The organism is Thermanaerosceptrum fracticalcis (assembly GCF_000746025.2).
GTDB classification, from domain to species: Bacteria; Bacillota; Peptococcia; order DRI-13; family DRI-13; genus Thermanaerosceptrum; species Thermanaerosceptrum fracticalcis.
Genome location: NZ_CP045798.1, coordinates 1,986,009 through 2,008,903, shown reverse-complemented (window position 1 = coordinate 2,008,903; position 22,895 = coordinate 1,986,009). Strand labels below are relative to the sequence as shown.

24 protein-coding genes and 1 other annotated feature are annotated in these 22,895 nt (G+C 47.5%); of the genes, 21 read left to right on the top strand and 3 right to left on the bottom strand.

The features are described from left to right. Nucleotides 1-32: 32 nt before the first annotated feature. The 11 genes from fdhF to hycI are packed head-to-tail and all read left to right on the top strand — an operon-like array spanning nucleotide 33 to nucleotide 12,018. The gene (gene fdhF / locus BR63_RS10315; RefSeq protein ID WP_476718247.1) at nucleotides 33-2,369 is read left to right on the top strand and encodes a formate dehydrogenase subunit alpha; all 2,337 of its coding nucleotides are present in this window, start codon (nucleotides 33-35) and stop codon (nucleotides 2,367-2,369) included. Then, the gene (locus BR63_RS10310) at nucleotides 2,362-2,925 is read left to right on the top strand and encodes a 4Fe-4S dicluster domain-containing protein (protein ID WP_034423986.1); all 564 of its coding nucleotides are present in this window, start codon (nucleotides 2,362-2,364) and stop codon (nucleotides 2,923-2,925) included. The genes fdhF and BR63_RS10310 overlap by 8 nt, the downstream gene beginning before the upstream one ends. A 5-nt stretch (nucleotides 2,926-2,930) precedes the next feature. Continuing rightward, the gene (hyfB, locus tag BR63_RS10305) at nucleotides 2,931-4,952 is read left to right on the top strand and encodes a hydrogenase 4 subunit B (protein ID WP_034423988.1); all 2,022 of its coding nucleotides are present in this window, start codon (nucleotides 2,931-2,933) and stop codon (nucleotides 4,950-4,952) included. Nucleotides 4,953-4,966: 14 nt separating this feature from the next. Continuing rightward, nucleotides 4,967-5,908 carry a respiratory chain complex I subunit 1 family protein gene (locus tag BR63_RS10300; protein WP_034423991.1) on the top strand — a complete coding sequence of 314 codons (942 nt, stop codon included), beginning with the start codon at nucleotides 4,967-4,969 and terminating at the stop codon, nucleotides 5,906-5,908. A gap of 22 nt (nucleotides 5,909-5,930) precedes the next feature. Next, a complete protein-coding gene (gene hyfE, locus BR63_RS10295) occupies nucleotides 5,931-6,581 on the top strand; it encodes a hydrogenase 4 membrane subunit (RefSeq protein ID WP_034423993.1) in 651 nt (216 codons plus the stop codon). An 8-nt stretch (nucleotides 6,582-6,589) separates the two neighbouring features. Beyond that, nucleotides 6,590-8,068, top strand: coding sequence for a hydrogenase 4 subunit F (locus tag BR63_RS10290; protein WP_034423995.1), 1,479 nt, complete (start codon nucleotides 6,590-6,592; stop codon nucleotides 8,066-8,068). A 5-nt stretch (nucleotides 8,069-8,073) separates the two neighbouring features. Further along, on the top strand, nucleotides 8,074-9,801 hold the full coding sequence (locus BR63_RS10285) for a hydrogenase large subunit (protein ID WP_034423997.1): 1,728 nt from the start codon (nucleotides 8,074-8,076) through the stop codon (nucleotides 9,799-9,801). 26 nt (nucleotides 9,802-9,827) lie between these two features. Then, the gene (locus BR63_RS10280; protein ID WP_034423999.1) at nucleotides 9,828-10,382 is read left to right on the top strand and encodes a formate hydrogenlyase complex iron-sulfur subunit; all 555 of its coding nucleotides are present in this window, start codon (nucleotides 9,828-9,830) and stop codon (nucleotides 10,380-10,382) included. A 1-nt stretch (nucleotide 10,383) separates the two neighbouring features. Beyond that, the gene (locus BR63_RS10275) at nucleotides 10,384-11,163 is read left to right on the top strand and encodes an NADH-quinone oxidoreductase subunit B family protein (RefSeq protein WP_034424002.1); all 780 of its coding nucleotides are present in this window, start codon (nucleotides 10,384-10,386) and stop codon (nucleotides 11,161-11,163) included. Further along, nucleotides 11,153-11,551: a formate hydrogenlyase maturation HycH family protein gene (locus tag BR63_RS10270; RefSeq protein ID WP_034424003.1), complete on the top strand. Its 399-nt coding sequence runs from the start codon at nucleotides 11,153-11,155 to the stop codon at nucleotides 11,549-11,551. The genes BR63_RS10275 and BR63_RS10270 overlap by 11 nt, the downstream gene beginning before the upstream one ends. Continuing rightward, a complete protein-coding gene (gene hycI, locus BR63_RS10265) occupies nucleotides 11,548-12,018 on the top strand; it encodes a hydrogenase maturation peptidase HycI (protein ID WP_034424005.1) in 471 nt (156 codons plus the stop codon). Before BR63_RS10270 ends, hycI begins: the two co-directional genes overlap by 4 nt. Nucleotides 12,019-12,192: 174 nt before the next feature. Here the strand turns inward: hycI and BR63_RS10260 are convergent, their stop codons facing one another. Next, nucleotides 12,193-12,804 carry an NUDIX hydrolase gene (locus tag BR63_RS10260; protein WP_207724712.1) on the bottom strand — a complete coding sequence of 204 codons (612 nt, stop codon included), beginning with the start codon at nucleotides 12,802-12,804 and terminating at the stop codon, nucleotides 12,193-12,195. A 130-nt stretch (nucleotides 12,805-12,934) separates the two neighbouring features. On the opposite strand from BR63_RS10260, the gene BR63_RS10255 reads away from it, so the two are divergent. From BR63_RS10255 to BR63_RS10235, 5 genes are all read left to right on the top strand, one after another. Beyond that, entirely contained in the window at nucleotides 12,935-13,525 is a 591-nt protein-coding gene (locus tag BR63_RS10255; protein ID WP_034424007.1) for an LOG family protein, read from the top strand. A gap of 68 nt (nucleotides 13,526-13,593) precedes the next feature. Then, complete coding sequence (gene fdhD / locus BR63_RS10250; RefSeq protein ID WP_034424009.1) at nucleotides 13,594-14,361, top strand: formate dehydrogenase accessory sulfurtransferase FdhD; 768 nt, start codon at nucleotides 13,594-13,596, stop codon at nucleotides 14,359-14,361. After that, a complete protein-coding gene (gene mobA / locus BR63_RS10245; protein ID WP_051966024.1) occupies nucleotides 14,361-14,948 on the top strand; it encodes a molybdenum cofactor guanylyltransferase in 588 nt (195 codons plus the stop codon). The genes fdhD and mobA overlap by 1 nt, the downstream gene beginning before the upstream one ends. A gap of 20 nt (nucleotides 14,949-14,968) precedes the next feature. Beyond that, a complete protein-coding gene (locus BR63_RS10240) occupies nucleotides 14,969-15,838 on the top strand; it encodes a DMT family transporter (protein WP_034424011.1) in 870 nt (289 codons plus the stop codon). A gap of 68 nt (nucleotides 15,839-15,906) precedes the next feature. Further along, nucleotides 15,907-16,125, top strand: coding sequence for a DUF378 domain-containing protein (locus BR63_RS10235; RefSeq protein WP_034424013.1), 219 nt, complete (start codon nucleotides 15,907-15,909; stop codon nucleotides 16,123-16,125). 96 nt (nucleotides 16,126-16,221) lie between these two features. Here the strand turns inward: BR63_RS10235 and BR63_RS10230 are convergent, their stop codons facing one another. Beyond that, nucleotides 16,222-16,887, bottom strand: coding sequence for a lysophospholipid acyltransferase family protein (locus BR63_RS10230; protein ID WP_034424015.1), 666 nt, complete (start codon nucleotides 16,885-16,887; stop codon nucleotides 16,222-16,224). 220 nt (nucleotides 16,888-17,107) lie between these two features. On the opposite strand from BR63_RS10230, the gene BR63_RS10225 reads away from it, so the two are divergent. From BR63_RS10225 to BR63_RS10215, 3 genes are all read left to right on the top strand, one after another. Then, on the top strand, nucleotides 17,108-17,752 hold the full coding sequence (locus BR63_RS10225; protein ID WP_034424018.1) for a lactate utilization protein: 645 nt from the start codon (nucleotides 17,108-17,110) through the stop codon (nucleotides 17,750-17,752). A gap of 212 nt (nucleotides 17,753-17,964) precedes the next feature. After that, a complete protein-coding gene (locus BR63_RS10220; RefSeq protein WP_034424021.1) occupies nucleotides 17,965-18,522 on the top strand; it encodes a LemA family protein in 558 nt (185 codons plus the stop codon). Nucleotides 18,523-18,553: 31 nt separating this feature from the next. Beyond that, on the top strand, nucleotides 18,554-19,312 hold the full coding sequence (locus BR63_RS10215; RefSeq protein WP_034424022.1) for a TPM domain-containing protein: 759 nt from the start codon (nucleotides 18,554-18,556) through the stop codon (nucleotides 19,310-19,312). A 159-nt stretch (nucleotides 19,313-19,471) separates the two neighbouring features. Further along, nucleotides 19,472-19,720, top strand: a binding site (T-box leader). 211 nt (nucleotides 19,721-19,931) lie between these two features. Here BR63_RS10215 and BR63_RS19850 read toward each other — a convergent pair. Continuing rightward, nucleotides 19,932-20,222 (bottom strand): iron-sulfur cluster biosynthesis family protein, encoded by a 291-nt coding sequence (locus BR63_RS19850; RefSeq protein ID WP_338055978.1) that lies wholly within the window; start codon nucleotides 20,220-20,222, stop codon nucleotides 19,932-19,934. A 249-nt stretch (nucleotides 20,223-20,471) separates the two neighbouring features. On the opposite strand from BR63_RS19850, the gene BR63_RS10205 reads away from it, so the two are divergent. Both BR63_RS10205 and ilvD read left to right on the top strand, forming a co-directional pair. Further along, on the top strand, nucleotides 20,472-20,771 hold the full coding sequence (locus tag BR63_RS10205) for a hypothetical protein (protein ID WP_034424025.1): 300 nt from the start codon (nucleotides 20,472-20,474) through the stop codon (nucleotides 20,769-20,771). 442 nt (nucleotides 20,772-21,213) lie between these two features. Continuing rightward, entirely contained in the window at nucleotides 21,214-22,878 is a 1,665-nt protein-coding gene (gene ilvD, locus BR63_RS10200) for a dihydroxy-acid dehydratase (RefSeq protein WP_034424027.1), read from the top strand. Nucleotides 22,879-22,895: the final 17 nt, after the last annotated feature.

The window sequence follows — 22,895 nt, the reverse complement described above, 5'->3', positions numbered from 1 at the left end:
AAAAGTTAGTTCTTCCTAAAGAAATTGTTAAAATGACGGTGATGCTGGTGCGAGACAGCGAACTCACCAGTAGCCAGCGTGCCGCCATGATAGAAGTTTCGGAGCGCCAAAAGTTAAGGAGGGAGTTGTCCATGGTAAAGAAAGAGCAAGAACGGGTTTTGACAATATGTCCTTTCTGCGGTGGTGGTTGCGGCATCTACCTGAATATCGAGGATGGAAAAATTACCGGTACCGAGCCTGACAAGCTTCACCCTGTCAATGAAGGGGAATTGTGTGTCAAGGGCTACTACGGATATGAATATGTTCAGGATTCCCGCCGTTTGACTTCACCGTTAATTAAGAAGAACGGAAGTTTTGTTTCCGTTTCCTGGGATGAGGCGCTGGACTACGTTGCCGAGCGGTTAAAGACGATCAAGCAGGAGTCCGGGCCTGATGCCTTTGCTTTGTTTACTTCAGCCAGGTCTATTAGTGAAGACAACTATATGGCTCAGAAGTTTGCCAGAGCGGTAATGGGGACCAATAATGTGGACCACTGCGCCCGTCTCTGACACGCCCCTACCGTCGCCGGTCTGGCGATGACCTTGGGCAGCGGGGCAATGACGAATTCAATTCCTGAACTTAGTGCCCATTCAGACGTTATCTTTATAATTGGTTCTAATACTGCCGAGTGCCATCCTTTGATAGCCCGGCATGTTTTGAAGGCCAAGGAACGCGGCGCCAGGCTGATTGTGGCGGATCCGCGGATGACGGAAATGGCCAACAAAGCAGATATCTGGCTGAGGGTACCTGCCGGATATAACATTCCGCTCATTAACGGGCTGATTAACGTAATCATCAAGGAAGGACTTGCTAAGACCGACTTTATCCGGGAGCATGCTGTGGGCTTTGATGAACTGGCTAAAGCGGTGGAGGAGTATACTCCGGACTATGTTGAGGAGCTAACGGGGATTCCCCAAAAAGATTTGGTCGAGGCGGCCCGCATTTACGGCCGGGCGCAGGCAGCGGCTATTTTGTACTGCATGGGAATTACCCAGTTCAGCCACGGTACAGGCAATGTGGTAAGCCTGTCCAACCTGGCTGTGATTACAGGTAACCTGGGCCGCTCCGGGGCCGGGTTATATCCGCTGAGAGGTCAGAACAACGTTCAAGGGGCTTGTGACATGGGTGGCCTGCCTAATGTCCTGCCTGGTTACCTGGATGTAACAAAAGAAGATAACCGTGCTCGGTTTGAAAAAGTATGGGGGGTCAAGTTGCCGTCAACCCCCGGACTTAAGCTGACAGAGGTTCCCGACGCTATTCTGCAGCATCGTGTTCGTGCCCTGTATGTCTTCGGAGAAAACCCTGTTATGAGTGATCCGGATTCGGAGCACCTGCGCCACGCTCTGGAGCACTTAGATCTGCTGGTGGTCCAGGATATCTTCCTTACTGAGACTGCACGCTTGGCTGATGTGGTATTGCCTGCCGCTTGCTGGGGAGAAAAAGATGGTACTTTTCACAACACCGAACGCCGGGTACAGCGGGTGCGCAAGGCTGTTGACCCGCCGGGTGAGGCACGTCCCGACTGGCAGATTTTCGGGATGCTGGCCCAAAAAATGGGTTATCCCGGGATGAATTACCGCCATCCCCAGGAAATCTGGGATGAATTGCGGAAGCTGGTTCCGGAAAAATTTGGCGGTATCAGTTACGCACGCCTGGAAAAGGAACGGGGGATTGTGTGGCCATGTCCGTCTGAGGACCACCCAGGGACGCCAATCCTGTACCGGGGAGGTAAGTTCCTGACATCGTCCGGTAAGGCTAACCTTTATCCGGTGCTGTTTGATCCCGGTAAGCATGATTCCAAACAGCCCAATAATGTGAAAGGCGCGGCAAAGGTAATTGTGGGTAGTATTGCCGAACTACCCGACCAAGAATATCCCTTCACCCTTACCACCGGCAGGCGGGTATATCATTACCATACCAGTACTATGACCGGTAAATCATGGGCTATTACCCAGGTTGCGCCAGGGGAAATGATAGAGATAAATCCCTGCGATGCCAAGAAGCTGGGCATAAATGACGGTGAGTATATTAAAGTATCCACCCGACGGGGTTCGGTGGTGGCCCGGGCCTGGGTAACCGAGCGGGTTCCGGAAAACACCGTCTTTATGACATTCCACTACTGGGAGGCTTGCAGTAATGAGCTGACCAATACAGCCGCCGATAATATTACCGGTACGCCCGAATTAAAAGTTGCGGCTGCCAAAGTGGAAAAAATATCACCAACAGAAGCCCGGGCCATCCGCCAGGAGAAAAAAGAAAAGTACCTGGTCGGCTTGGAAAAGGAGATTACCGGACCGGCGATGGGGAAGGGAGGAAAAGCAGATGCCTAATCGTTTTATAATTGCTGATCCTGACCGCTGCCTGGGCTGCTATACTTGTATGGCCGGCTGTGCCCTTATCCATAAAAATTACGGGCTGCAGCCTTTCCCCCGGCTTTTTGTTACCCATACTTCTGAAGGAACGATGCCCATTCAGTGCCGGCACTGCGAGGATGCTCCTTGTGCAAAAGTTTGTCCCGTTAAAGCCATCGAGATTAAGGACCAGATGGTCCAATTAAACGAAGGTCTCTGTATTGGCTGTAAGATGTGTGCTCTGGCCTGCCCCTTTGGTTGTATTGAGATTCAGGGCACCCGAGCTCCCTCGGTTGAAGAAGTCGGTCTGGTTAACTTTCACCTAATTCCTCTGCTAGCCGGGGATATCGGACAGAAAACCATTGCTGCAAAATGCGATCTTTGTTCTTTCACAGAGGGTGGCCCCACTTGTGTACAAGTCTGCCCGACCAAAGCGCTGAAAGAGGTTAAAGGTGAGGAGATAGAGCGGCTCAGTAAGCTTAAGAGGGGCGCTAACACCAAAAGTGCGGTTTCCATCCTTAGAAGTGGGAGGTAAATCCTATGGTTGCTGAACAGCTTTTTATAATGTCCATACTCCTTTATGCGGCTGGAGCCGGTGCCTCGCTGCTATTAGGTAAAATGGACAGGCATGCCAACTACGTTGCTGCTATAACTGCTTTCCTTGCGGCTGTTACCGGGATGGCGTGGGCCATCCCGGTATTGGCCGGCGGGGCGGGCTTTACGCTGAATTTCACCGGATTTATTCCCTTTACACAATTTGTTATCCGAGTAGATCAGCTGTCTGCCTTTATGGCACTGGTCATTTCACTGCTGACTGCTGCTACAGCCCTTTATTCGTTGTCTTACCTGGAGGAGTACAGCGGGAAGGGTAAGGGCCTGCTGGGATTTTTTATGAATATTTTTATCGGTTCTATGATCCTGGTGGTTACTGTAGGAGATGCCTTTTATTTTCTGATCTTCTGGGAGCTCATGACTCTTGCTTCGTTTTTCCTGGTAAGTTTTGAGCAGGAGAAAAAGGAATCTACCGGTGCCGGTTTGGTTTACCTGATCATGGCCCACGTAGGTACGGCTTTGATTATGCTATCATTTCTCCTTTTCGTCAGCAAGACCGGTAGTTTTGACTTTGCAACCTTCAGTGAGGCGCCTCTTTCTGAGGGTTTAAAAACGACGGCCTTCATTCTGGCATTTTTAGGTTTCGGGGCTAAAGCAGGTATTATTCCTTTGCATATCTGGTTACCCCAGGCTCACCCGGCTGCTCCCTCAAACATTTCCGCTTTGATGTCCGGTGTCATGATCAAAACGGCAATTTACGGCATTATCCGTGTAGGAGTGGACTTTTTGGGCGCTACCAACTACTGGTGGGGTGTGATAGTTCTTCTTGCTGGCGCCGTCTCGGCTGTTTTGGGTGTAATGTACGCGCTGGCACAGCATGACTTAAAACGGTTGCTGGCTTTTCACAGCGTGGAAAACATCGGCATCATTTTAATGGGGGTAGGGGTTGGCATGTTGGGCGCGGCTTTAGAGCAACCGATGCTGGCCGTGCTCGGATTAATGGCAGGTCTTTACCACCTGATTAATCACGCTACTTTTAAAGGGCTGCTCTTCCTAGGGGCAGGTTCGGTCCTCTACCGTACGCATAGCAAAAATATGGAGAAACTGGGCGGGTTGGTAAAAAGGATGCCCTTTACAGCATTTGCTTTTCTTATTGGCGCGGCAGCTATTTCAGCTTTGCCTCCGCTGAACGGCTTTGTCAGTGAATGGTATACCTATCATTCACTGTTCCTGGCTGCTAAGTCAGGCAGCTGGTGGGTGACCCTGGTTGCTTCTGTTGTTATCGTAATGCTGGCCATTACAGGTGCGTTGGCTGCCATGTGCTTTGTTAAGGCTTATGGCGTCACCTTCGCCGGTGCCGCCCGCAGTCACCACGCTGAGACTGCCAGAGAGGTTCCGCCAACCATGGTGGCAGGCATGTTTGTTCTGGTGGTCGCCATCGTTATTTTAGGGGTGGGCGCACCCTGGCTGGTTCCTGCTTTTACTTCCGTGGCAGCGTCTTTGCTGAACCAACCGGCGGTACCGGCCGCTGCAGGGATGATTATGTATCCTGGCTTTTTAATTCAAGGTACCCTCTCTACTCCGCTGATGGCCATCCTGCTGGTAGGTCTAGTTACTTTACCTTTGCTGCTGGTGGCCCTCGGAGGCGGGTTTGGCACAGGTAGGCGGGTGGATGAAGCGCCGTGGGCGTGCGGTTATGCCTACAACCCCCGTATGGGTTATACCGCTTCATCTTTTGCCCAACCCCTTAGAGTAATTTTCCGGGCTATTTACCGGCCTCAAACTCATGTTAAGGGGCCGCGTTATACTTCTAAGTCTTACTTTGAAGGGCCTGTACATTACGAGTCTCATGCCTCATCGCTATGGGAGGACTACCTTTACAAGCCACTGGTGGCTGCCGTCATGAGAACGGGAACTTATATCCAGAAGCTTCAGGCTGGCAGTATTCACCTGTATTTGCTCTACATCATCATTATTCTGGTGAGCTTCTTGCTTATTGCCACGAGATAAGGGGGGTGTCAGATATGGATTACGGCAAATTAATCCTTGTAGGACTGCTGCAGGCAGCCTTGATTATGCTGGCCGCCCCGCTGTTGGACGGCATATCCCGACGGCTCCGGGCTAGAATTCACAGCCGTCGAGGGGGCAGTATTTTCCAAACTTATTACGACCTTTTTAAATTGTTGAAACGGGAGGAAACCGTTCCGCCCCAAGCCAGTTGGGTGTTTGCTGCTACTCCGTATATCCTGGTGGCAACTCTTCTGCTGCTGGCCATGATAATTCCATCCATTACGCTAATGTCGCCGCTGGGATTAGTTGGCGACTTATTTGCGGTAATATATCTGATGGCTTTAGTGCGATTTTTCTTCTCGCTATCGGGGCTGGATTCCGGAAGTACCTTTGCTGCAGCAGGAAGCAGCCGGGAAATGATGCTGGCTGTGCTTATTGAGCCTGCCATGGTAGTGGTTTTGCTTACACTGGCTTTGTTAGCCGGGTCAACTAATCTGGGGTCAATTAGTGTTCAGGTGGCCTCCGGACAAATATCTTTTTTGCATCCCGCATTTATCATCGGCTTACTCGCGTTTCTTATTGCTACTGCTGTCGAGACGGGAAAACTTCCCTTCGACTTGGCCGAAGCAGAACAGGAACTGCAGGAAGGGCCTCTGACTGAGTATTCAGGGCGCGGCATGGCTCTCATGAAACTTGCCCTGTTAATGAAACAAGTGATTGTGGTTGCACTGTTTTTAGCCCTTTTCCTGCCGTTTGGCGGTGCGGTTGATATTACCTCAGGCTCATTGATACTGGGGAGCATCATCTTCCTGGGTAAGCTGCTGGTTTTTTATACTTTGGTTGCGCTGATAGAAAATGCTGTAGCTAGGTACCGAATTACTGATGTGACGGTTATTACATCGTTATCATTTGGCATCGCCCTGATTTCCTTTGTGTTTTATCTGGCGTTAAGTTAAGTAAAGATGGAGGGGTTTTAAGATGACTGCTACAGCAATTGTAAACAGCCTGGCGGTGTTGCTTATCCTGACCTCCCTTTTGGTGGTAGAAAGCCGCCGGCTGAAGGTTTCGGCTTATTTTTACAGTCTACAATCACTGGTGTTAATTAGCATCTTCCTGTCGCTTGCAGTAATAAACGAGGCCGAACAACTTTACCTCTGGTCTATTACTTCACTAATAACCAAGGTCTTTCTGGTGCCGTTTATCTTGCTCCGGGCAGTTAAGGCTACTGGTATAGTTGAAGAAGAGCCTCCGCTTGTTGGAACCACCTGGTCGGTGATTTTGGCAGCATTAATGGTCGGACTTGCCTTTATTTTGGTACAGCCGTTTCACATGCTGGCGGTGCTTGATTATAAAACGGCGCTGGCGGTTTCTCTGGCCCATTTCCTACTGGGACTTCACTGCATGATTACGAGAATAAATGCCTTGAAACAACTGCTGGGATTTTGTTTAATGGAGAACGGTTCACACCTGACGCTTGCCATTATGGCCTATAATGTGCCCGAACTTGCGGAAATAGGTATTCTTACCGATGCCGTATTTGCTGTGCTGATTATGTCCCTGATAGCCGTAAAACTTTATAAAGCTTTCGGCACTATGGATGCTAGTCAGCTAAAAATGCTGAAAGGGTAGGTGATTTCATGTCCCAGGAATTATTGCTCCTGGTTATACTGACTATTCCCCTGGTGGCGGCGTTGGCTTCTTTTACCTTTCGGTTACGACGTCCCCTGGAGTTTATTCAAGTTGCCGCTACTGCCGGGATTCTGCTTGTTGCTTCTCTTTTGATCAAAGAGGTACTTGTGGCAGGGCCGGTTAGCGCCCTGGGAGGAAACCTTTACCTGGATGAACTTTCGTTCATCGTGCTTATGATTATCGGCGGTCTCGGCTTTATACTAGGCGTATACTCAATTGGCTATCTGGGTTATGATATTAATAAGGGCGAGATCAAACCCAGCGACCTGGGTCTTTACTATGGCCTATACCATTTGTTCCTGTTTACTATGTTGCTTACCGTGCTATCCAATAACGTCTTTATAATGTGGGCGGCAGTAGAAGCTACTACCCTTGCTTCTGCTTTTTTGGTAGGCTTCTACCGGCATCGTTCGTCTGCCGAAGGCGCCTGGAAGTACGTTCTGATCTGCAGTGCCGGAATTGCTTTTGCGCTGTTCGGTACGGTACTCATCTTTGCCAATGCGTATCAGCTGATTGGACAGGTGCACGAAGCCGTCTTATGGACCGAAGTGCTCAAGGTTGCCGGGGAATTGGACCCTGTCGCTCTTAAAATAGCCTTTGTATTTATTTTGATTGGATTTGGTACTAAGACTGGCCTGATGCCCATGCATACCTGGCTTCCCGATGCGCACAGCGAAGCGCCGAGCCCTGCCAGCGCACTCCTTTCAGGAGTTCTGCTCAATTGCGGTCTCTTGCTGGTGATCCGGTATTATGCTCTGACCGGGCAGGCCATTGGATTTGATTTCCCGCGTACTTTATTGCTGTTCCTGGGTCTGGCTTCTGTTGTGATTGCGGCCTTCTTTATCCTGGTGCAGAAGGACCTCAAGCGGATGCTGGCCTACAGTAGTATTGAAAATATGGGTATTATCGCATTTGGTCTGGGTATTGGCGGCCCGGCGGGCATAATGGCTGCCCTCATCCATACGGTCAATCACAGCGCTACCAAGGCTCTTATGTTTGGTGCGGCAGGAAACATAGTCCATAAGTTCGGTACCCGGAATACGGATAAGATTAAAGGTGTGCTGAAGATTGCCCCGGTTACTGGTGTCCTCCTAATTGCCGGTGCACTATCGCTGGGAGGTTCTCCACCCTTTGCTATTTTCGTTAGTGAATTCCTGACAGTGGCGGCGGCTCTCAAGGAAGGATATTTGGTAGTGACCATCATCTTTCTGGCTGCACTGGCTGTTGTTTTTGGTGCTATGCTAAACTTCATTGTTAAGTCAGTTTTTGGGGCTCCTTTGGAAGGAAAAGAAAAAGGGGACCTTAATTTACTGATGTTGGCTCCTCTGGTAGCACTATTGATAATTGTATTAACCTTGGGTATCGGTATTCCTGAATTTCTAAACCAGCTACTGGAGCGATCTGTTGAAATTATCTTGGGAGGTTGATGAATATGTCGTTTAGCAGCCAGATGAAGCGGGGGAAGAAATATCCGGACGCCTTGAAGGATAAATTTGGCACTGCTGTTATTTTGGAAGAGACCTATCAAACACCCGAGCAGCTAACCATTACGGTAGACCGCAACAATCTTCCGGATGTGGTAACCGAGCTTTATTACGGTCATAACGGCTGGCTTTCCAACATGATTGGCAATGACGAGCGCAGTATTAACGGGTGTTATGCTTTGTATTACATTCTCTCCATGGAGGGCAATCAAAACCCTCAAGATAACATGTGGGTAACGGTAAAGACCTTGATTCCTGAAAACGATCCCCAGTTCCCATCGGTCACCCCACGGGTTCCGGCTGCCGTATGGTACGAACGGGAAGTTCGTGATATGTTCGGCCTGGAGCCAGAGGGAATCCCTGATGCCCGGAGGTTGGTACTGCCCGATGATTGGCCGGATAACCTGTATCCTTTGCGTAAGGACGCCATGGATTATCGCTACCGTCCTGAGTCTGTGGAAGAAAAGTACGATTTCATCGAGGTAGAAGGGGAGGGAATTGTGGAGGTTCCCCTGGGGCCACTTCATATTACCTCTGATGAGCCCGGGCATTTCCGCCTGTTTGTAGACGGGGAGTATATCGTTGACGCTGATTACCGCCTTTTCTACATTCACCGTGGTATGGAAAAGACGGCGGAGAACCGTATGGATTACGATCAGGTTAACTTTTTGGCCGAGCGGGTTTGCGGTATCTGCGGCTATACCCACAGTGTGGCTTATTCCGCTGCGGTGGAAAGCGCCAACGGGATTGAAGTACCTCTGCGAGCCCAGTATATCCGAACCATTCTACTGGAAGTAGAGAGGTTGCACAGCCACTTTTTAAATCTCGGGTTGGCTGCTCACCTGGTGGGCTTTGATTCCGGTTTTATGCACTTCTTCCGCGTGAGGGAAAAAGCAATGAAGATGGCCGAGATCCTTACAGGCGGCCGGAAAACCTATGGTATGAACTTGGTCGGCGGGGTACGCAGGGATATTTTAAAAGAAGAGAGAGATCAAATTCTACGATTGATTACAGAACTGCGTAAAGAGTTGGATGAACTGTTGGATATCCTGATAAATACTCCTAACTTTTTAATGCGGACCCGTGGTGTGGGCAAGCTGGAACGGGACGTAGCCCGTGACTTCAGTCCGGTGGGTCCCAACATGCGGGGTTCCGGATATGCCAGGGATAACCGGGCGGATCATCCTTTTGCTGCCTATGACCGGGTACCCTGGGAGGTAGTTAGTAAAGACGGCTGTGATGTACTTTCTCGGGAATTGGTTCGGGCAGGGGAACTCTATCAAGCTTTCAATATCATCGAGAGGTGTCTCCAGGAAATGCCTCCCGGGCCTATCCTGGTTGAAGGGTTCTCCTATAAGCCCTACACTTATGCCCTCGGCGCTACCGAAGCTCCCCGGGGTGAAAATGTTCACTGGGTGATGACCGGGGATAACCAGAAACTGTATCGCTGGAGAGCTAGGGCTGCTACTTATAACAACTGGCCGTCCCTCAGGTATATGTTTAGAGGCAATGCCATCTCTGACGCACCACTCATTGTGGCCAGTCTTGACCCGTGCTATTCCTGTACCGAACGGGTTACCGTGGTAGATGTGCGGAAAAAGAATGTAAAAACCGTTTCTTATAATGAACTGGAAAACTACTGCCGGGAGCGGAAGTATTCGCCGCTTAAACTTTAGTTTAATTACTGAAAGGGGGTCAGAGGATGTTTAAACTGCTTAAGAAAGCGCTGCAGGTGGGGGAGGCTACTGTTGAATACCCTTTCAAGCCGCTGGAAGTTGCTCCTGGCTTTCGCGGGAAACCTATTTACAATTTTCAGCAATGTATAGCCTGCGGTGCGTGTGCGATTGCCTGTCCCGCCAACGCTATTACTATGGATTATAATTTAGAAAAAGGAATTAAATCCTGGAAGGTTTTTTACGGTCGTTGTATTTTCTGCGGCCGTTGTGAGGAAGTTTGCCCGACCGGGGCTATCACACTGTCACCGGATTTTGAGCTGGCGGCTACAGCAAAGGAAGATCTCTATTGTAAGGCGGACTTCCGTTTGACCAGATGCCATTTGTGCGGTGAATATTTTGTCCCGGCCAAAGAACTGGAATATATACTGGCAGCTTTGGAACAGGCCGGGCAACCGGGTTCAGCTTCCCATATCACCAGGCAGGTTATGGAAGTATGCCCTCAGTGCAAGCGTCGGCAGGGAATTAAGACAGCTGTTAAATCCCTGCCCAGGGCAGTTGGCCAACAGCAGGGGAGGGGATAAAATGATAACCGTTAAAGGAGATTTTAACGACAATCGGGATACAAAGCTGGTAGAACTTAAGGAAAAGCTTAAGAAGGTTATCAAGCGGTCGGTGAATGTATACCGGGTCGATTGTGGAGGATGTAACGGTTGCGAAATCGAGATCTTTGCTTCTATCTCGCCGGTCTATGACCCGGAAAGGTTGGGTATTAAAGTGGTTGCTTCACCGCGGCATGCCGACGTGCTACTTTTTACCGGACCTATGACCAGGCCTATGCGCCTGCCGGCGTTGCGGGCTTACCAAGCGACTCCCGATCCCAAAATTGTAATCGCTTATGGAACCTGTGGTTGTAGTGGTGGTATTTTTCACGATGCTTACTCCGTCTGGGGTGGAACTGACAGTATTTTTCCGGTTGATGTTTATATTCCCGGCTGCCCCCCAACACCCGGTGCGACGCTCTACGGGATAGGAGTTGCCCTTGACCTTCTCCAGCAAAAGATTAAAGGTGAGCACCATGTGGAAGACGAGGTTAGCCGGGTTCAACCCAGGCACCCGAATATCCATCCTGACTTGCGTAAAGACATTGAGCGGGAAGCTCGCCGTTTAAGTGGGTACTTGCACGGCAAGCAGATAGCGGATAAGTACCTGCAGTTCCTTGAAGAAGGTGATCTACAGGCGGTTGACGGGAAGGTTAAGGGTTTTTTAAAGAAAGAAAAAGATCCGCGACTGGTAGAGGTTTATTTGAAGTTACACCAGATTTTTACGGCTAGAATGGAGAGGGTGACTGGTAATGTCGGGTAAAGTTGAATTTTACCGGCTGAGTAAAAAGTTTGTTGACGAAAAGGAAGCCCCTCCCCAAGTTAAGCAGTTAGAATATTATGCCTTGGCCATCGGTCATCATGTGGGAGTGGTAGACTGCTTTTCTCCCGTTATGAATATGGCGCGGGAGGAGTATTTAAAATGGATAGCGAAGCTTCCTCAAACAGAGGCCAGGCGTAAGATGGAAGGTGTAGTCAAGTGGGGAGAAGTAGAAATAACTAGAGAGCATGTGCGGCCGTTAATTAAAGCCTTGACCAGCGCTGCTCCCGTATTTCTACCGGAAGAGAAAAAATGGGTCGACTGCCTGCTGCAGCTCCTGTGGTCCATGGAAAGGGAACCGGCAATCTATCTGGTGGTGCGGTCTTTATGAAGAGACTTGTTATCACGGTGGGCAACGACATGATGGGGGATGATGGGGCCGGGCCACTACTGGCCCGGACCCTGGAGCAATCGCCGCTTCAGGGCTGGCAGGTTATCAATGGCGGGCCGGCGCCTGAGAATTACCTGTACGTGGTCAATGAACTTAGGCCGGATGTGGTGGTGGTTGTGGATGCCGCTGAAATGGGGCTTGAACCGGGGAGCATTCGGCTTCTTTCTGAAAAAGATATTGCCGGGCAATTTATTATGACTACGCATAACCTGCCTCTCTCGTTTTTTATCGGTGCTCTCAAGGAAATAGTTCCGGCAGTTTACTTTATCGGCATTCAGCCCCGGGTGGTTGCATTTGGTTTTCCTTTATCAACTGAAATTAAGCGGGCAGTTGAAATTATCTATCAAAAATTACAAGCCGGAAGTTTAGACTTTCCGGCTCTTGAAAACAACCAGGAGATGAGATAATACACATGCTGACCCTAAATAACCTTCTTTGAGTTCATCAATTCGGTTTTCGATATTGGCCCGACCGTTGTAAAAACCATAAAGGTCGACCGGTATCATCTAACCGGTTGCAAGAAAAAAGTCCATTTTTTTACTCAATACTCGTCACTCGCTACTACCACTATCAACTGCCAACTACGAACTCTTTATGACCTCAAGGAAGTGGGCCACGATGCGAGCTGTAAGGCCCCAAATGATATAGTTTTCATAGAGGTAAAAGTAGACTGGGTAGTTTCCCGTACGCCAGTTATAAGCTTTGCCATTTTGGATGAGTTGGAAAGGGAAGTTTTCAGCGGGGATGATTTTAACCCCCATTTGATAGATTAAAGGTTGGGTGTTAAGGAGGAAACTTAAGGGAACGTAGAATACATGGTCTACTTCACTGTTAGGAATTATCCTGGTACCCTCTTTAATTTCGCAGACAAAAGGATACAGTATCAACTGAAAAGGGGTAACGAGCACATCAAGAGGTCCCCATACTGCCAAATGCTCTTTCTTGATCCCCAGTTCCTCGCAGGTTTCCCGCAGGGCGGCCTCCTGGGGCGAAGCATCATTTTCTTCAATATGGCCGCCGGGAAAGCAAATTTCACCCGGCTGTCCTTTTAAATCTTGTGAGCGCACTTCAAACAAAAGGGAAGGTTGGCCTTCATGAATGACCAGGGGCAGAATGACTGCTGATTTTATGGCAGTCTGGTGGTCCAGGATATTTGCTTGTCGATGCTCCAGCTTAATTCTAAAGTGCTGCAAGAACAACACATCCTTGAAGATGATTTATTAAACATTATATCAAAAAGAAAATGATGCAGTATGTGGTAGAATTAAAAAGTATTAATGATTCAGGATGTTGCTTAGGTTTTCAAAGAAAGGCGGAAAAATTATGGCCAAAGCAATTTGTGTCTATAGTTCATCCAGTTGTGCCATTGACGAAAAGTATTTTCGCGCAGCAGCTGAGTTGGGAAGGGAAATGGGGAAGAGGAAGTATGACCTGATTTTTGGTGCAGGTACTGTGGGCCTGATGGGCGCTACGGCCAAAGCCCTGCATGAAGCAGGGGGGAAGGTAATAGGAGTAATTCCTGAAGCCCTTAATATTAGGGGAATCGTTTACGATACCTGTGATGAAATCTTTATCACTAAAGGCTTACGTGAAAGAAAAGCCATCATGGATGAGCGTGCGGATGCTTTTATTGCTTTGCCCGGCGGATTCGGCACTTTAGAGGAGTTATTGGAAATCATTACCTTGAAACAGCTGGGTTATCATGACAAACCCATTGTGATACTTAATGTTAGCGGCTTCTACGATGACCTGGTAGAGTTATTTGAAAAGATCATTCATGAGAAGTTTGCCAAACCTCAAAGCCGTAACCTGTACTATGTCACAGGGGATGTGAATGATACCCTTAACTATATCGAAAATTATCAAGGGTTTACGCGGGAAGATAAGTGGTTTGCTGATGTGCACAAAGGATAAGGCGGGTTTTTGGGTGAGAGTAAATGATTAAAGAAGTTGGTATCAGAAAGGTTTTTGGGTGAGAGTAAATGATTAAAGAAGTTGGTATCAGAAAGTATATTTCTCAAAAAAAGAGTGAAACAGTGGACTGGGTGGCGGAAGAAAGACCTCTCACGATTGTCCTCAATGACGTGGAGATAGTCACTTTATTATGTTCTCCCTCTCATCTTGACGAACTGGCTGTTGGTTATGTGCTGGGAGAGGGACTGATGCACAAGGGGGAAGAACTTGAGGTTAATTTGGATGAAAAGAGAGGGATTGCCAGCATAAGCACTGCTGCCGCCAATCTGGTAAACCTGCAGGCCTGGGGAAAGCGTTATGTCACTTCTGGGTGTGGTAAAGGAACCAGCTTTTTTCAGCTTAATGATGTTAGACAACACGACTCTGTCTCTATTTTAATGAAGGTCAAAGTGGAAGAAATATTTTCTGCCATGAATATACTGCAAAGAAAGTCTCAGGTTTTCTTAAAAACGGGCGGTGTGCACAGTGCAGCCCTGCAAATACCGGGTTCTTTCATATTCAGAGAAGATGTGGGCAGGCATAATGCCGTAGACAAACTATTCGGTTACTATGTACTTAATAAACTCGATTCAAGGGAAAAAATTCTTTATCTGAGCGGGCGTATCTCCTCGGAAATCATCGGCAAAGCAAGGAGGATGGGGGTGCCGGTTATCGTTTCCCGTTCAGCGCCCACTTCTTTAGCCATACAACTGGCGGAAGAGGTAGGCATAACCCTGGTGGGGTTTACCCGGGGCAATAAGGCCAATGTGTATACGCATTATACAAGAATTGAGTGATGACTGTGCAGGTAACGGGAATTGTCCTGGCAGGGGGCAAAAGTACACGTATGAACTTTAACAAAGCTTTGCTTCCCTGTGGCCCGGTGACAATGCTGGAAAAGATAGTGGATGAACTGCGTAAATCATGCACCCAGGTAATTATTGTTGCCGGGAAGAATGAATATGACTTCAGGGACTGCCTGGTAATTCCGGACATCTACCCGGATGGAGGGCCTTTGGGGGGAATATATGCCGGTTTACGGGCCTCCAGGACTGAATACAATTTTTGTATGGCCTGTGATATGCCCCGCTTTAAAGGGGAACTGGTCAAGATTCTGGCCCTGAGGGCACCGGGGTATCAGGTGGTGGTACCTCAGGTGAGAGGTTGTTATGAACCGCTGCTGGCCCTCTATCATCAGAGTTGCCTCAGTGTAATTGAAGAGGTCCTCAAAGCAGGCCAGCGCAAGATTACGGCCATTTATCCTTATTTGAAAGTTAACGCCGTCACCCATGAAGAGATAGCGGAAAAACTGGGGGAAAGTGAATATTTTTTAAATATTAATACACCTGAAGATTGGGAGTCCTATCGAGGTTCATCCTTTTAAGACATAAGGCTGGGGGAAATATGCAAAGCAAATTGGGTATTGTGTTTACACTTCTTTCTGCCTTGGGATACGGTTCTACGGCCGTAATTGTCATCAATGCCTATAAAGCAGGAGCTACACCGTGGCAAGTACTCTTAGCCCAGAGTACTACCAGTTTGGGTTTTATCCTCCTTCTTCTTTTCTTGCGCTGGAAAAGGGTATTAGAATTAAAAGAGAATTTGCCGTTGTTATGTTCCATCGGTATCTTCGGCTACACCTCCATGGCTATTTGTTATACCCTGGCTTTACAATACTTACCAGGCAGTCTTGCTACTTTAATCTTTTTTACTTATCCCATTTTTGTGGCTCTGGGCGCCAGGTGGTTTTATGGGGAGAAATTTACCAGGTCTAAAACCATAGCCTTATATCTAGCCATAGCGGGGGTAGTCCTTACCTGCCAGGTATTTGAAACAGGCTTCGGCTTATTCCGGGGAGCAGGGGTGATTCTTTGTTTGGCTGCTGCGGCAGGTGCTACTGTTTTAACACTTTTAAGCGAAAGGCTTGTCCGGAACAATGACCCTTTAGATCTTGCTTTAGCAGAGCATTTTGCAGCTGCACTGGCTTTAACCTTGTTTATCGTCTTTGGTAGGTTAGCGGAGTGGAGGGATATTACTTCTACTGTATGGCTGCTGGGTCTTTTATTAACCATCATAACATCATTACTGCCAACTTTTTTTGCTTTAAAGGGGATAGCTTATCTGGGGGCCACTAAAGCATCTATCGTAGCAGTTGCAGAGATTCCCATCACTTTGTTCCTGGTTTTTATATTTCTTCAAGAACAGCTTACCGGGGCTCAGTGGCTGGGAAGCAGTTTAATCATGGGCAGTGTCTTTATATTGAGGAAAAAATAGGTATAAAAAGCAAAAAAATTAAGCAAGCTATGGTTAGAACATCATTTTAATTTTGAGGAGTGAATTAGATGGATACCATAGCTTTATTGTTGGTAATCATCGGCGCTTTAAACTGGGGACTCATTGGTCTATTTAATTTTGACCTGGTGGCAGCCCTGTTTGGAGGTCAGACTTCTTTGCTCAGCAGGATTGTTTACTCCCTGGTGGGCTTAGCAGGACTTTATTCTATTACTTTCCTCCTGGGCAACCGTGTGGGTAACCGTATTGGCAATCGTGACCGCAGATAAACCAGGGAATAAAAAAGAGGTGCTTCTTCGGGAGCGCCTTTTTTTGTGTATTTCTCCGATATTTTGCTAAACATACTACCAACTATCAACTACCAACTATAAGTATATCCCCCGGTAGTCTTCCGGCAGCAGCCGGGCAATTCTTTTCATGAGACTTTCAATCGCTTTTTCCTCATCCAGTTCTGTTAAGGTAAAGGGCTGGCCAAAGACAACGTTCACTTGAGCTTTTTGGAACCATTCCTGGTCCATTTTGCCGCTTTGGATAGGGAGAAGTTTTTCTGACCCCCAGATACCAACGGGAACCAGGGGTACTCCCGCCTGCTTAGCAATCAACAAAACCCCTGAACGTCCTTCAATCATCTTTCCGGTTCGGCTTCGTGTACCTTCAGGGAAGATAAAGATGTCCTTACCTCCCCGGGAAGCCTCAATAGCTTCTTTTAAGGCCTTGCGGTCCGGTTGATTAGGGTGAATGGAAATATGGTCTATCGTCTCTAAAACCAGGTTAGTCAGGTATTCGCCCTGCAGTTTGACTCCTGCCATAAAAACCACATGCCGGTGAGCCAGGATATCGCGAAAAATAATACCATCGGCATTAGAGAGATGGTTACAGACAAAAATGACAGTTTCTTCCGGTATATTTTCCAGACCCGTTATCTTGAGGTCGGCATAATAGTCTATTAATTTTTTAGTTAGAAAGCGCACGATTTTTACTCGTATGCGGTAAGGCAAAATTCCCAGAAAGTAGAGGAGTGACTTTAGCAATACAAACACCTCTTGTTGCTAATTTTCACTTATGATTATACGCCAAGAATGGTATTATTTAAACTTAGATATTTCCCGGGAAAATATGACAAAAAATCTTTAAAATATTTCCAACCTAGAGGAGTAGGGCAAAAAGTGTAGAAAGAAAATAAACAAATAATTGAGTTGCTTTGCTTATAATTTCTTTGAACAACTAACGATGGACGAAGGAGTGAAGATTATGACAACACCTAAGGAGTGGCACCGGGAGACGCTGGGGAAAAAGGTTGTAGAGGCATTGAAAAAGAATCATTTTGCTGCGGAATATCTACCTGACAAAGAAGCAGTCCGTCAAAGAATTCTGGAGTTGATTCCTACGGGAGCAAGCGTAGGTATCGGTGGCACGGTCACTATACGAGATGAGCTCAATATCACGGATGACCTGAAAAAAAGGGGTCATAAGCTTTTTATTCACAATTTACCGCACTTAAGTCCGGAGGAGAATGCAGCCCTTCGCCGACAGCAGTTGACAGCTGATTGCTTTCTAGCGAGCACCAATGCTTTAACCTTAGATGGTGAGCTGGTAAATGTGGATGGTGTAGGGAACCGGGTGGCTGCCATGATTTATGGTCCCCAAAAAGTGATTGTTGTGGCAGGGATTAACAAAGTGGTGGAAAACGTGGATAGCGCCCTGAAGAGAATCGAGTTATGGGCGGCGCCTATGAATAATAAACGTATTGGCTTGCCTAATCCCTGTACAACAACCGGTGTATGCATGGATTGTCAGGGGGCTACGAGGATTTGTAATGTAACAACTATTATTCGGAAAAAACCCAGTCAAACGGATATGACAGTTCTGGTAGTTGGTGAGGAATTAGGATACTAATAGAAAACTCCCTACTTGTAGGGAGTTTTCTATTACCAATCATAACCAGCCTCTTGTTTCATGGCTTCGCTGCCCATATATCTACCTGAAAAACCTGTACGGAGACTGGAGGTTTTCCTTGCACAATACAATAAGTAATGGTACTCTTTAATTAGGCCCGAAAGGTCAAAGATGGACAAAAAAGTTGTTTATACTAAAGGAGGCTGAAAACCATGAAGAAATGGTTAATTCCCGTAGCGATTATTGTTGTTTTAGGGATGATGATGATTTCCGGATATAATAGTTTGGTTAGCTTGGAGGAGAATGTTAACGGCAAATGGAGCCAGGTGGAAAACCAACTTCAGCGCCGTGCCGATTTGATTCCCAATCTGGTAGAGACGGTGAAGGGCTTTGCCGCTCAGGAAAAGGAGATTTTTACACAGGTAGCCGAAGCAAGGGCTAAACTGGCCGGTGCCCAGACTGTTGGACAGGCCGCCCAGGCCGATCAGGCGCTGACAGGCGCTTTGGGAAGGTTGTTAGCCATTGCCGAAAACTATCCCCAATTAAAATCTGATGCCAATTTCCGGGCTTTACAGGATGAACTGGCCGGTACGGAGAACCGGATAGCCGTAGCCCGTAAAGACTATAACGAAGCAGTACAGGTGTATAATGCCAGGATTAAACGTTTTCCTACCAATATCTATGCCGGTATTTTCGGCTTTGACGCCAAAGAATACTTTAGAGCTGCCGAGGACGCTAAAGCCGTGCCCAAGGTTAACTTTGGCAAATAAAGAATTTTTTTGAAAGAAGGGAATGAACCGGATGAAAAGATTAACCCTTCTGGTTTTGGTTTTACTCAGCCTTATAGTCTGGTCTCTTCCCGCCTGGCCGGCTAACCCGCCTATTCCCAGTCCCGGTAGTAATTTCTATGTACTGGATAAAGCCAACATCTTGAGTGAGGGCACGGAACGAACCATTATACAAACCTCTGCTGAGCTGGAGCGGAAGACTAAGGCCCAGGTCGTTGTTGTTACTGTCAACACATTAGAGGGCTATTCTCCGGAGGAGTATGCTCTGGCTATCCTCAGGCAGTGGGGAATCGGGGACAAGCAGTTGAATAACGGCGTTCTTTTACTGGTGGCTCTCCAGGATCGAGTATCCAGGATAGAAGTGGGCTATGGGCTGGAAGGCGCTCTGCCTGACGGTAAGACCGGTCGTATTCAGGACGAGTATATGATCCCTTATTTTCAAAAAGGGGAATTTGATACGGGTATTTTAAACGGGTATTTGGCTCTGGTTCAGGAAACGGCCAAAGAATACCAGGTGAATCTTGAAATCAAAAATCCTCAGAAAGTACGCAGCACCCAACGGGAAAGTGCGCCTCTGCCGGGCTGGGCTAAAACCGCCGGTATTATCTTCTTATTACTCCTCTTGTGGCTTGATTACCGTTTTATGAACGGCTTCTTCCTCAGCCTAATCCTTAGCATGCTCATGCGCGGCGGAGGAAGAGGCGGTGGAGGCGGTGGCTTTGGCGGGGGTGGAGGTTCCGGCGGAGGAGGAGGCAGCTCCAGGCGCTGGTAATTATAATAAATTAACAGAAATACCCCATAAGGGGTATTTCTGTTTAAGTATTATCTTATTGTCTATTATATTACTAATTTCATTATAAATTTTACCAATTTATAATTGACAAGTAAAACTCACCCCATTATACTATACATAACTAATCCTAATTATATAATATCAGCTGTGAAGGGAAACTGTTATATAAGATGTGTTGCAGAGAGCCGGGTTTTGCTGGGAACCGGTACACAGAAATATAATTTCTCGTCCCCGAGCTGTTTATCTGAAAGCAAGTAGGATAAACCGGTGGCAGCCGTTACATGCTAAGGAGTGACCTATAAGAGTGTCCTGCAGAGCGTTTTCTCAGAGGCACTTTGCCCATAGGTAAACAGGGTGGTACCGCGTGAATATCCTCTCGTCCCTGACATAAATGTCAGTGGCGAGAGGTTTTTTATTTAGTAGAAAAAAGCGCCCCACAGGGGGGGCCAGACCAGTAGCTAAATACCCATTTCTGCTCTTTTCTTATTAATATGGGCCTAGCTTTGGTTACGAGCTAGTTTTTCCCAAGAAGCCAATCTCTTATTAATGAAAAAAAGAGACTTCCATAATTAGAAAGTCTCTAAAATAAAACCTTAGGTTAGCAGCATGCACCACTACCGGCATAAACCACAAAACCCTTACCCATCCAGGAATCGCGGTAATCAATGCGTACTTCCGGCCAGCTTTTAGCCAGGTGTTTCTCCACAATAAAATTAAGCTTGTCAACCTGGAAGTGGGCATCGTCTTCTTTAGGCTCATCCAGAGCCAATCCCAAACGGGGGCCACCTCAACCATAACCTTTAACAAGCACCCGTATATAGGGATTCTCGTTCTCTTTAAGCTGATCTTGCAACTGTTTTTTAGCCTCTTCTGTAACAGACAACTTCATAGTAACATCCTCCTTTCGGGAACAGACTGGCAATACCCGTTAGGGGTATAATAACAATTATCCCCTGCGCATGCAATACTTTTTCTTAAAATTCCATTTTAAAAATTTTTTATGCCTACGATCGGGTCCCATGTAGTGCTTATTTTTTAAAAAATAAATTATGAGTTAATTTTTAATGAAAAACCCGCAGGAAATTCCTTTGTCATGTGGTAAAACTTAATTCATGAGTAACATTCATTGAGGTTTAGTATGAAGTACGAACGAGTATTGAAGGAACTAGTTTTGCCCGTGATGACGGTGGTCTTGTGTGATCTTTTCCTGGGTTTATGGTATTGGGCGGCCGGGCCCTGGAAACTGATGGTTTATGCAGGTATCTCCTTTGTACCGGTTTATCTTACCCAGAAAGAACGTTACAGCAGGGAAGAATTAAACCGGACAGAATATTTTGTGGCCTTTGTCATTGAACTATTTCTGGGGACGTGTACTATCCTGGTCCTGGCCGTTCTGGTACGTGTATTAATTACGCAAATTTTTATCCGGGTTTTTTAGGAGAAAAAACACAATATACTGCATACAACATTGCAAAATACTGTTGACAACATACGCTCTACCTTATATCATAATACTCAAAGCTGTTATACAATAAGAGGTAACTGTTGCGTCTGTTATAATAAATTCGACAATCTTTAACAGTACTTCAACCATACGAGAGAAGTGTACCTAGGGTTCCAGCCGCGATTTAGTTGGTAGTTGGTAGTTGTTAGTTGATAGTTGTTAGTGGAATATACCAACAACTACCAACCACCAACTAGTAACTAGTAACTAATAACTAGTAACTAGTAACTAATACGCGGTGTTCGCGACCGAGCGGTACAGGCAGAAATTGCTACACCGTGGGGATAAAAGACCCGAGCGGATAGGTTCTACTCGTTTAGAACTTATGCGCTTGGGTTTTTATATATAGGTTACACAGTGGAAGGAGAGAAAAGAAGTGGGCAGCAGTCTAATTAAGGAAGGGGCTACCAAGGCGCCCCACCGTTCATTGCTAAAAGCCCTGGGCATTACCGATGGGGAAATGAAGAGGCCTTTTATCGGCATCGTCAATTCACAAAATGACTTTGTACCGGGACACCAGCACTTGCGGGAGATTGGCGAGGCTGTAAAAGCCGGTGTGCGTAATGCGGGCGGAGTTCCCTTTGAGTTCTCCGTTATTGCCGTATGCGATGGTATTGCCATGAACCATCCCGGCATGAAATATTCTTTAGCCAGCCGGGAACTTATTGCCGATTCCATCGAAACCATGGTGATGGCCCATCCTGTAGATGCCTTGGTTTTCATACCTAATTGTGACAAAGTGGTTCCAGGGATGCTGATGGCGGCAGCCAGATTGAATCTACCCAGCATTTTTGTAAGTGGCGGGCCTATGCAATCGGGAAAATTTCAAGGCAAGCGCATTGCCCTCAGCGATATTTTCGAGGCGGTAGGACAGTATAGCAAAGGGACCATGACTGAAAGTGAATTAAAAGAGATGGAAGACTGTACATGTCCCGGCTGTGGCTCCTGTGCCGGCATGTATACGGCCAACTCCATGAACTGTTTAACCGAGGCTTTGGGTATGGGATTACCGGGAAATGGTACTATTCTTGCCGTTACCGCGGCCCGCAGGCGTTTAGCCAAGGAGGCGGGGGAAAAGATCATGGCCATCCTGGAACAGGATTTAAGACCGCGCGACATCCTGACCAAGGCGGCATTTACTAATGCTCTGCGTACAGATATGGCATTAGGCTGCTCCACCAATACCGTCCTGCACCTTACGGCCATTGCCCATGAGGCAGGGATTAAGCTGGACCTGGAACAGATAGATCAAATCAGTCGCACCACCCCACAATTGTGTAAACTTAGCCCTGCAGGTCCCAGTTTTATCGAGGACCTGGCAGAAGCAGGCGGCATTATGGGAGTGATGAAGGAATTGGCCAGGGGTGGGCTCATTGACGGGACGGTGAAAACTGTGTCCGGGGTCAGCCTGGAAGAAGTATTAAAGGTAACCCGTAACGAAACAGGAGGAGTTATTCGCACCATAGAAAATCCCTATCGTGCCGAGGGAGGGATTGCTATCTTGAAAGGTAACCTGGCCCCTGACGGTGCAGTCGTTAAACAGGGGGCAGTCATCGAAGAGATGATGGTCTACCAGGGACCTGCCCGCATTTTTAACAGTGAGGAAGAAGCGACGGAAGCCATTTTAAACGGAGGCATCAAATCTGGGGATGTTATTGTGATCCGTTACGAAGGGCCCAAAGGTGGCCCCGGCATGCGGGAAATGCTTACTCCAACGTCTGCCCTGGCGGGTATGGGTTTGGATTCTTCCGTGGCCCTAATTACTGATGGTAGATTTTCCGGCGCCTCCCGTGGGGCCTCCATAGGCCATGTTTCACCGGAGGCGGCAGCAGGGGGGGTGATTGCCCTGGTTGAAGAGGGCGACATGATTCGTATTAATATTCCCGAACGGAGCCTGGAATTATTAGTTGATGAGGGAGAGTTATTACAGCGTAAAGAGAAGTGGGCTGGACCTCCCCAAAAAGGCCTCACGGGTTATTTAGCCCGTTACGCCCGCATGGTCAGTTCAGCCGATAAAGGAGCTGTAATCTCTCCGGCATGAAAATATCCGGAGGTGTA

What these genes read in the sequence shown, in the direction of transcription:
- BR63_RS10270 (WP_034424003.1), top strand. Translation starts at nt 11,153, where the DNA reads ATGTCGGGTAAAGTTGAATTTTACCGGCTGAGTAAAAAGTTTGTTGAC.
- hycI (WP_034424005.1), top strand. Translation starts at nt 11,548, where the DNA reads ATGAAGAGACTTGTTATCACGGTGGGCAACGACATGATGGGGGATGAT.
- BR63_RS10255 (WP_034424007.1), top strand. Translation starts at nt 12,935, where the DNA reads ATGGCCAAAGCAATTTGTGTCTATAGTTCATCCAGTTGTGCCATTGAC.
- BR63_RS10290 (WP_034423995.1), top strand. Translation starts at nt 6,590, where the DNA reads ATGTCCCAGGAATTATTGCTCCTGGTTATACTGACTATTCCCCTGGTG.
- BR63_RS10240 (WP_034424011.1), top strand. Translation starts at nt 14,969, where the DNA reads ATGCAAAGCAAATTGGGTATTGTGTTTACACTTCTTTCTGCCTTGGGA.
- BR63_RS10220 (WP_034424021.1), top strand. Translation starts at nt 17,965, where the DNA reads ATGAAGAAATGGTTAATTCCCGTAGCGATTATTGTTGTTTTAGGGATG.
- mobA (WP_051966024.1), top strand. Translation starts at nt 14,361, where the DNA reads ATGACTGTGCAGGTAACGGGAATTGTCCTGGCAGGGGGCAAAAGTACA.
- hyfB (WP_034423988.1), top strand. Translation starts at nt 2,931, where the DNA reads ATGGTTGCTGAACAGCTTTTTATAATGTCCATACTCCTTTATGCGGCT.
- BR63_RS10225 (WP_034424018.1), top strand. Translation starts at nt 17,108, where the DNA reads ATGACAACACCTAAGGAGTGGCACCGGGAGACGCTGGGGAAAAAGGTT.
- BR63_RS10205 (WP_034424025.1), top strand. Translation starts at nt 20,472, where the DNA reads ATGAAGTACGAACGAGTATTGAAGGAACTAGTTTTGCCCGTGATGACG.
- BR63_RS10300 (WP_034423991.1), top strand. Translation starts at nt 4,967, where the DNA reads ATGGATTACGGCAAATTAATCCTTGTAGGACTGCTGCAGGCAGCCTTG.
- BR63_RS10275 (WP_034424002.1), top strand. Translation starts at nt 10,384, where the DNA reads ATGATAACCGTTAAAGGAGATTTTAACGACAATCGGGATACAAAGCTG.
- BR63_RS10235 (WP_034424013.1), top strand. Translation starts at nt 15,907, where the DNA reads ATGGATACCATAGCTTTATTGTTGGTAATCATCGGCGCTTTAAACTGG.
- BR63_RS10280 (WP_034423999.1), top strand. Translation starts at nt 9,828, where the DNA reads ATGTTTAAACTGCTTAAGAAAGCGCTGCAGGTGGGGGAGGCTACTGTT.
- hyfE (WP_034423993.1), top strand. Translation starts at nt 5,931, where the DNA reads ATGACTGCTACAGCAATTGTAAACAGCCTGGCGGTGTTGCTTATCCTG.
- BR63_RS10215 (WP_034424022.1), top strand. Translation starts at nt 18,554, where the DNA reads ATGAAAAGATTAACCCTTCTGGTTTTGGTTTTACTCAGCCTTATAGTC.
- BR63_RS10285 (WP_034423997.1), top strand. Translation starts at nt 8,074, where the DNA reads ATGTCGTTTAGCAGCCAGATGAAGCGGGGGAAGAAATATCCGGACGCC.
- fdhD (WP_034424009.1), top strand. Translation starts at nt 13,594, where the DNA reads ATGATTAAAGAAGTTGGTATCAGAAAGTATATTTCTCAAAAAAAGAGT.
- BR63_RS10310 (WP_034423986.1), top strand. Translation starts at nt 2,362, where the DNA reads ATGCCTAATCGTTTTATAATTGCTGATCCTGACCGCTGCCTGGGCTGC.